Genomic DNA, 7330 nt, shown 5'->3' with positions numbered 1-7330 from the left:
GGTCGGTGCCGGGGGTCCGGCACCCGCCTTCGATCCCCTGCTGTCGCAGCCGGGCCGCGCCTGCGGGCCGGTGGTCACCGGGCCGCCGGCGATGCTCAAGGCGCTGATCCGCGTCAAGAGCGAGACGGCACCTTTCCAGCCGGTGCCGATGCAGGCTGCCGGCGGCACGGTGCCGCTCTATCGGAACCTCGGCACCCTCGCGTTCCCGATCGGCACGCATGACCCCAAGGTCCAGGCCTATTTCAACCAGGGCTTGCGCCTGTCCTTCGCCTTCAATCACGCCGAGGCGCAACGCGCGTTCCAGGCCGCGCAACGACTCGATCCCCGTTGCGCCATGTGCTTCTGGGGCGAGGCGCTGGTGCTGGGCCCGAACATCAACGTACCGATGATGCCGGAGGCCAACGCGCCGGCGCTGGCCGCGCTCGCCCAGGCGGTGGCGCTCAAGGGCAAGGCGAGCGAGAAGGAGCGGATGCTGATCGGCGCCCTCGAGAAACGCTACGCCGCCGATGCCCAGCCCGACCGCAGCAGATTGGACGGCGCCTATGCGGACGCCATGAAGGCCGTCGCGGCGAAGTTCCCGACCGACGACATGATCCAGGCCCTGTATGCCGAGGCGGCCATGGACACCCAGCCCTGGGACTATTGGCAGGCCGGCGGCGCCCAGCCGAAGGGACGCGGCGCAGACATCCTCGGCGCCCTCGAGACGGTGCTCAAACGCAATCCTGCGCACCCCGGCGCCATCCACCTGTACATCCACGCGGTGGAGGCGTCCACCCAGCCGGAGCGCGCGCTGCCCTACGCGAAGCGGCTGGCCGCACAGGTACCCGGCGCCGGCCACCTGGTGCACATGCCCGCGCACATCTACTACCGCGTGGGCATGTACCGCGAATCGCTGGAGGCCAATCTCAGCGCGATCCAGGCCGACGAGAACTACTTCAAGACCTCCTCGTCGGATCCGCTCTACAAGGCCGCCTACTACCCGCACAACATCCACTTCGTGATGGTCTCCGCGCAGATGGGCGGCGATGCGAAGACGGCGATCGATGCGGCCTCGAAGCTCGACGCCTCGGTGCCGGGCGAGCTGGTGAAGCTGTTCCCGATCCTGCAGCCGATCAAGGCGGCGCACTACACCACACGTGCGCAATTCAGCGACCCGGACACGATCCTCAAGCTTCCGGCGCCGTCCGACGAGGTGGTGCTGGTCTCGACCATGTACCACTACGCGCGCGCCGTCGCCTTCGCGGCGCGCAAGGACAAGGCAGGCGCGCAGCAGGAGATCGCCGCCATCGCCGCCATCGAACGCAGCGCGGACTTCAAGCCCTTCGAGCCCTGGGGGCTGCCGGCCAAGGAGATCGTGCGCACCGCGGGACTGGTCGCCACCGGGCGGCTGGCCGACGCGACAGGCGATCTGGACGGTGCGGCCAAGGCGTACACGGAAGCCATCGCCATCGAAGACGCACTCACCTACACCGAGCCACCCTACTGGTACTACCCGGTCCGGCAATCGCTGGGCTCGGTCAGGCTGCGCCAGGGCAAGCTCGACGAAGCGGAGCAGGCATTCAGGGATTCCCTGGCGCGCGTGCGCAACAACGGATGGGCACTGGCAGGGCTGGCCGAGGTCGAGCGCAGGAAGGGCGATGCCAAGGCGGAGCGCACGGCCCGCGAGGCCTACCGGCGGGCGTGGTTCGGGCCCAAGGACGGACCCGATCTGGCGCGGCTCTGAGGGGCGGGCACAAAAAGCGCGATGGCGAGTGATACCGGCCCCTTTCTGATGATATACCGTGCTATAGATCAGTCGACGGATCTGGCCCTCGCGCGCCAGGCGGCAGGCGGCGAGTCCGTCCAGCGGCGGAACGCGCGATTGAAGGCGCTGGCGTCGGCATAGTCGAGCGACGCCGCCAGTTCGGCGGTCGACATGTCGGTGTCGATCAGCAGCTGGCGCGCGACTTCGTAGCGCACGTCCTCCAGCAGTTTCCTGAAGCCCGTGCCCTGCGCCGCCAGCATCCGGTGCAGCGTGCGCCTCGGCACCGAGAGCAGGTCGCACAGCAGGCCTTCGGTCGCGCGCCCGTTCAGCACCATCTGGCGAAGCGCGGCGCTGATGTGGTCGACCAGCGCGTCGGGCGCGAGGCTTTCCTGCGCCAGGATCTCGCGCTGCAACTGCCGGTGGCGCTCGACGTCGGACGCCATCGGCGGCTGGGCAAGCCAGTGCCTGTTGAAGCTGAGTTCGGTCCGGTCCGCATCGAAGCGCAGCCGGCATCCGAACAGGCGCCGGTAGGGCCGCACATCCTTCGGCGCGCCATGGGCGAACGACACCTCGACGGGGCCCCAGCGCGGGCCACACACGGCTTTCAGGATGTTGAACTCGAAGGCCGCGACAAGATCGTAGGCCTGTGCCGTGCCGGGCATGTTCCGCAGATAGATCGCGTAGCCGAAGCTGGCGTTCTCGCCCTCCACGGCATGCGTCGGCACGCCGCCGCGCGTCTGCAGATGCACATGGGCGATCAGGCTGTCGAGGGCCGACTGCACGGTGGGCGAGCTCTGGATCAGCGCGCCCAGCAGTCCCAGCGACGAGGCCGTCGCATGCTGGCCGGCAAGCAGCCCGAAATGCTGGCAGCCGGTGAGCTCTGCGCAGCGTTGCAGCAGCAGGCCGGCCGTGCGGTAGGACATGTGAAGGTCGGGATCGTCGAAGGTGCCGGGAGCGAGCCCGACCTCGGCGAGGACCGGCGCCGGATCGAACCCCTTGCCGCGCATCACCGCGGGAATGCCCGCCATGGCCGCCAYACGCACGGTACCCGGATCCTCGGCGCCCAGGCTCCAGAGGCGGACAGGTCGCGATCGAAGCGCTGGTCTCRACATCCCGGGAGTCCTCGGTGTGGAGGCGCATGGTCGAACGCGTGGCCCAATATGTCAAGACCGACGCCGGGAATTTCGCTACTGTTCGACCCCGCAGACGACTTCCCGCGTCGATCGGCTCGCCGAACCGGCCAAACAAAACCAAGAGGGAATCGCTATGTCGAAGAACTTCAGGTCAATGGCTCCGAGGGTCATCCCCTCCACGCCGGACGGTGCGCCGCACTGGCGCCTTTGAAGCAACCGGAGCCGGTCGTCCGGCCATCGCCCGTGATCCCCTGTTCGCCCGCAGCCGTGAAGAGGTCTGCGCTTCGGCTGCTCTTCTGGCGATGGGCCCGGCTGAATCTCATCGCGCTGTGCCTGCTCCTGACGGGCGGCCACGCGATCGCGGACCCCGGTCGCTACGTCCTGGTCCTGTACACCAACGGCCGGCTGGTGCCTGGCAACGTCGACATCGAGACCGGACTGCGAAACGCCATCGCCAGTACCGGCGAGCGGCCGGTGCAGATCTTCAGCGAGACCCTCGATCGCCCCGAATTCGTCGGCGAGGCCTACGAGCGAACGATGGCGACCTACCTGCACGACAAGTACGCCGGCCATCCGCCCGCGGTGGTCGTCGCCGTCGCAAGGGATGCGCTGGACTTCGTGCTGCGCCATCGCGAACGGCTCTTTCCGGGGGTTCCGGTGGTCCATGCCGCGGTCTCGACGAGCTTTCCGGCGCCGCTGGGCCCCCTGCCCACCGACGTGGTGGGCGTGCCGATCGACTACGACATCGCCGGCACGATCGAGCAGGCCCTGCGCTGGCATCCGAACGCGCAGCGCATCTACGTCGTGACGGGCACGACGCTGCGCGACCGTCAATGGGAAGCGCTGCTTCGAGGCCAGGCGGCGCGTTTCGAAGACAGGATCAAGCCCGAGTTTCTGGCCGGACTGCCCACCGAGGCCCTGGTGAAGCGCCTCCGGGGGCTCGACGCCGACTCGCTGGTGTTCACCCCTGGCTTCTATCAGAGCGGCGACGGCCTGTGGTTCACGCCGCACGACTCGGTCCAGCTCATCGCGCAGGCAGCGCCGGTGCCGGTGTATGGAACCTTCAGCTCCTTCGTCGGCACGGGCGCGGTCGGCGGTCGCGTGCCGCACTTCGAATCGATAGGCCAACAGGCGGGACAGGTCGTCGACCGCCTCCTGCGCGGCGAGACGCCCTCGTCGCTGGAACTTCCCAAGCGGATGCCGAACGTCCTCAACATCGACTTGCGCCAGACCCGGCGCTGGGGCGTCGCCGACGCCGACATCCCGGCCGACGCGCTGGTGGCGTTCAGGCAACCCACCTTCTGGGAAGCCTACCGGACAGCCGGTCTCATCGTCAGCACCGTGATCCTGCTGCAGGCGGGCCTGATCGCCGCGCTCGTGCTCGAGCACCGGCGTCGCCGCCGGGCCGAGATGGCACTGGTGCAACGGGGAAGCGAACTCGCACATGCGTCGCGGCTGGCGATCGCGGGCGAGCTCGCCGCGTCGATCGCCCACGAGATCAACCAGCCGCTCGCAGCGATCCTGGCCAATGCCGAAGCGGCCGAGCTGCTGCTCATCTCGGGGCGTCACGGGCCCGACGATCTCGGCCACATCCTGGCCGACATCCGGCGCGATGACCTGCGCGCCAGCGATGTGATCGCCAGGCTGCGAACCCTGCTGGCGAAACAAGCCATCGCAAGGCAGCCCTTCGAACTCAATGCAGCCGTCGGCGACGGCTGCGAATTGCTCGACGCGGAAGCGCGGCGCCGGGCCATGACGCTGGCGATACGCCCCTGCGCGACGCCGGTCCGGGTCGTCGGCGACCCGATCCAGATCCAGCAGGTGCTCATCAACCTGGTCCTGAACGCGATGGATGCGGTCGGCGACCTCCCCGAGAGCCGACGCAGGATCGTTGTCTCGATCACCGAGCGCGAGGCCCTGGTGCAGATCACGGTGAGCGACCGCGGCCATGGCATCGTGCCGGAGCATCTGCCGAAGCTCTTCGATTCATTTTTCAGCACCAAGCGCCGCGGCATGGGCCTCGGCCTGTCGATCACGCGCTCGATCGTCGAGGCCCATGGGGGACGCATCTGGGCCGTGAGCACGCCGGGCGAAGCCACGGTGTTTCACCTCGAACTGCCGCGGTGGGTCGAGACGAGCGCCGCGCCGCCCGGAAACGCCGCGCCGGGTCGCTCCAGGCAAGCACACCCCCCGGCGCCGAGCACGGAGGTACTCCAATGAGCGAAAAGCCCCTCATCCACGTCGTCGACGACGACGACGAACTGCGCGCCGCGCTGCTGCGGCTGCTCGATGCGGCCGGGCTCGAAGCGCGCGGCTACGCCTCGACCGGCGAGTTCCTGCTGCACCCGCTGCCCGACCATCCAGGCTGCCTGCTGCTCGACGTGAGCCTGCCCGGGCCATCGGGGCTGGAGTTGCAGGAAGTGCTGCGGCAGCACGGCTGCATGCTGCCGGTGGTGTTCCTCACCGGCCGTGGCGACGTGCCGTCCAGCGTGCGGGCGATGAAGGCCGGCGCGGTGGATTTCCTGCAGAAGCCGGTGCAGCGCGACACGCTGCTCGGGGCGCTCGACCGGGCACTCGCGCACGACGCCTCGCAGCGCTCGGTTCGCGACGCGTCGAGGCGGCTCGAGGCCCTGTTCGCCACCCTGACGGCACGCGAGCGCGAGGTGTTCGATCGCGTCGTCGCCGGCAAACTCAACAAGCAGATCGCCGACGAGCTCCACACCAGCGAACGCACCATCAAGGCCGAGCGCGCCCATCTGATGCTGAAGCTGGGCGCGGATTCGGCGGCCGAGCTCGGCCGCCTTGCCGAACGGCTTCGGCAGCAGCCGTCCTGCGCGCCGGTTGCCTCGCTCGGGGCTTCCCTTTCGGGCAATCGCTTTGCCCTCGCACCCGATTCCCCCTCCATGGCGCCGGACGGATGATGACCGCGCTCAGGGGTGCGCATCGCAGGTTTTCTCGAGGAGACAGCTCATGATCCGGTCTCGATTCATCGCAGCGGCCTTCATGCTGGCGGCGGCCCTGTCACTGGCCGCCGGCACGAACGCACAGACCGTTGCGCCTGCCAAGACCGCCGCCAAGTCGCCCGCCCGACCCGCACCCCAGCTCGACGCCAAGGCGATGGATCTGCTGCGCGCGATGAGCGCCAGCCTGACGGCGGCGAAGTCGATGGCCTTCACCGCCGTCGCCACCTACGAGAGCCCGAGCAGCGTCGGGCCCTCGCTGGCCTATGCGACCACCTCCGAAGTGCTGCTGCAACGCCCCGACCGGCTGCGCGTCATCACCCTGGGTGACGGCCCGCCCGCCGAGTACTACTACGACGGCAAGACGCTGACCGCTTTCGCGCCGGCCGAGAACCTGGTCGCCGTGGCGCCCGCGCCACCCACCATCGACGCCATGCTGAAGCAGGCCTTCGAGAGCGCGGCGATCTATTTCCCGTTCGCCGATATCGTCGGCGCCGACCCCTTCGGCACCCTCACCGAAGGCCTCGCGAAGGCCTTCTACATCGGCCAGTCCAAGGTGGTCGGCGGCACCACGACCGAGATGATCGCGATCGCCAGCGACAGCCTGTTCATGCAGATCTGGATCGGCGCCGACGACAAGCTGCCGCGCAAGATGCGCGCCGTCTTCCGTGGCGACCCGCTGCAACTGCGCCACCAGGTGGAGCTGTCCAACTGGAAGCTCGACCCGGTCATCGCGGCCGAGGCCTTCGCGGCGATGAACGCGGCCAACGCGAAGAAGATCGCATTTGCCGCGCCGAAGCCGCCCGCGGCAGCGGCAGCGAAGAAGGCGGCCAAGCCGGCCGCCAAGGCGCCATAAGGAGCTCGAACGATGACATCACCCAAGGCCCTCCTGCCGCTGCTGGCGATCTTGCTGATCACGGCGGGCTTCCACGCACCGGCCGCCGCCTGGGCCAGCGCCAACCGCTTCGGCGGCCATTCCGAGGGCGGGTGGGGTGGCGCCACCCACACCAATGCCTACGGCGGCAGCACCACGCACAGCTGGGACGGCGCCACCAGCCACACCAACATGTACGGCGGCACCACCACCGGCGTCGCCGGCTACGGTGCGGTGCACACCACCGCCGGCGGCTTCAGCACTTACCGCCCGCCCGCCTACGGCGCCGCGGGTTATGCGCCGTACCACGCGCCGGTGGCGGTCCCCTACTACCACGCCGGCTGCTACGACTGCGCGGGCGCGGTGGCCGCGGGGGCAGTCGTCGGGGTGGCGGCCGGCGCCGCGGTCGCCAACGCGAACCGCGCCGTCTATCCCATGGGCGTGAGCTACGCGAGGGTGCCCGAAGGCGCGGTCGTGGTGAACCGCTTCGGCGTCGACTACTACCATGTGGGCGACAGCTGGTTCCGGCCTTTCTACGGCGCCAACGGCGTCTACTACACCGTCGTGGGCGCGCCGTGAGCGACAGCCGAAGCGTGAGTTCCACCAAGGTGGCGATGGG

General features: G+C 69.1%; 6 protein-coding genes. 5 read left to right on the top strand and 1 reads right to left on the bottom strand.

What is annotated here, in order from left to right:
• Positions 1–1723, top strand: a 1723-nt coding sequence (locus AC1D2K_RS25810) for a tetratricopeptide repeat protein (protein WP_478092087.1), incomplete at its 5' end; no start/stop codon positions are given.
• 68 nt (positions 1724–1791) lie between these two features.
• Here AC1D2K_RS25810 and AC1D2K_RS25805 read toward each other — a convergent pair.
• The gene (locus tag AC1D2K_RS25805; protein WP_478092086.1) at positions 1792–2787 is read right to left on the bottom strand and encodes an AraC family transcriptional regulator; all 996 of its coding nucleotides are present in this window, start codon (positions 2785–2787) and stop codon (positions 1792–1794) included.
• Positions 2788–3144: 357 nt separating this feature from the next.
• Between AC1D2K_RS25805 and AC1D2K_RS25800 the strand changes: the two genes are divergently transcribed.
• Genes AC1D2K_RS25800 through AC1D2K_RS25785 form a run of 4 tightly spaced genes read left to right on the top strand, consistent with a single transcriptional unit; the run spans position 3145 to position 7290 of the window.
• Complete coding sequence (locus tag AC1D2K_RS25800) at positions 3145–5097, top strand: sensor histidine kinase (protein WP_478092085.1); 1953 nt, start codon at positions 3145–3147, stop codon at positions 5095–5097.
• A complete protein-coding gene (locus AC1D2K_RS25795; RefSeq protein ID WP_478092083.1) occupies positions 5094–5798 on the top strand; it encodes a response regulator transcription factor in 705 nt (234 codons plus the stop codon). The genes AC1D2K_RS25800 and AC1D2K_RS25795 overlap by 4 nt, the downstream gene beginning before the upstream one ends.
• 49 nt (positions 5799–5847) lie before the next feature.
• The gene (locus AC1D2K_RS25790) at positions 5848–6693 is read left to right on the top strand and encodes a DUF2092 domain-containing protein (protein WP_478092082.1); all 846 of its coding nucleotides are present in this window, start codon (positions 5848–5850) and stop codon (positions 6691–6693) included.
• A gap of 12 nt (positions 6694–6705) precedes the next feature.
• A complete protein-coding gene (locus tag AC1D2K_RS25785) occupies positions 6706–7290 on the top strand; it encodes a hypothetical protein (protein WP_478092080.1) in 585 nt (194 codons plus the stop codon).
• Positions 7291–7330 lie beyond the last annotated feature (40 nt).

The organism is Variovorax sp. P1_H12_2 (genome assembly GCF_056405335.1).
The sequence above is the reverse complement of the archived record's forward strand: the minus strand, read 5'-3'. Positions and strand labels throughout refer to the sequence as shown.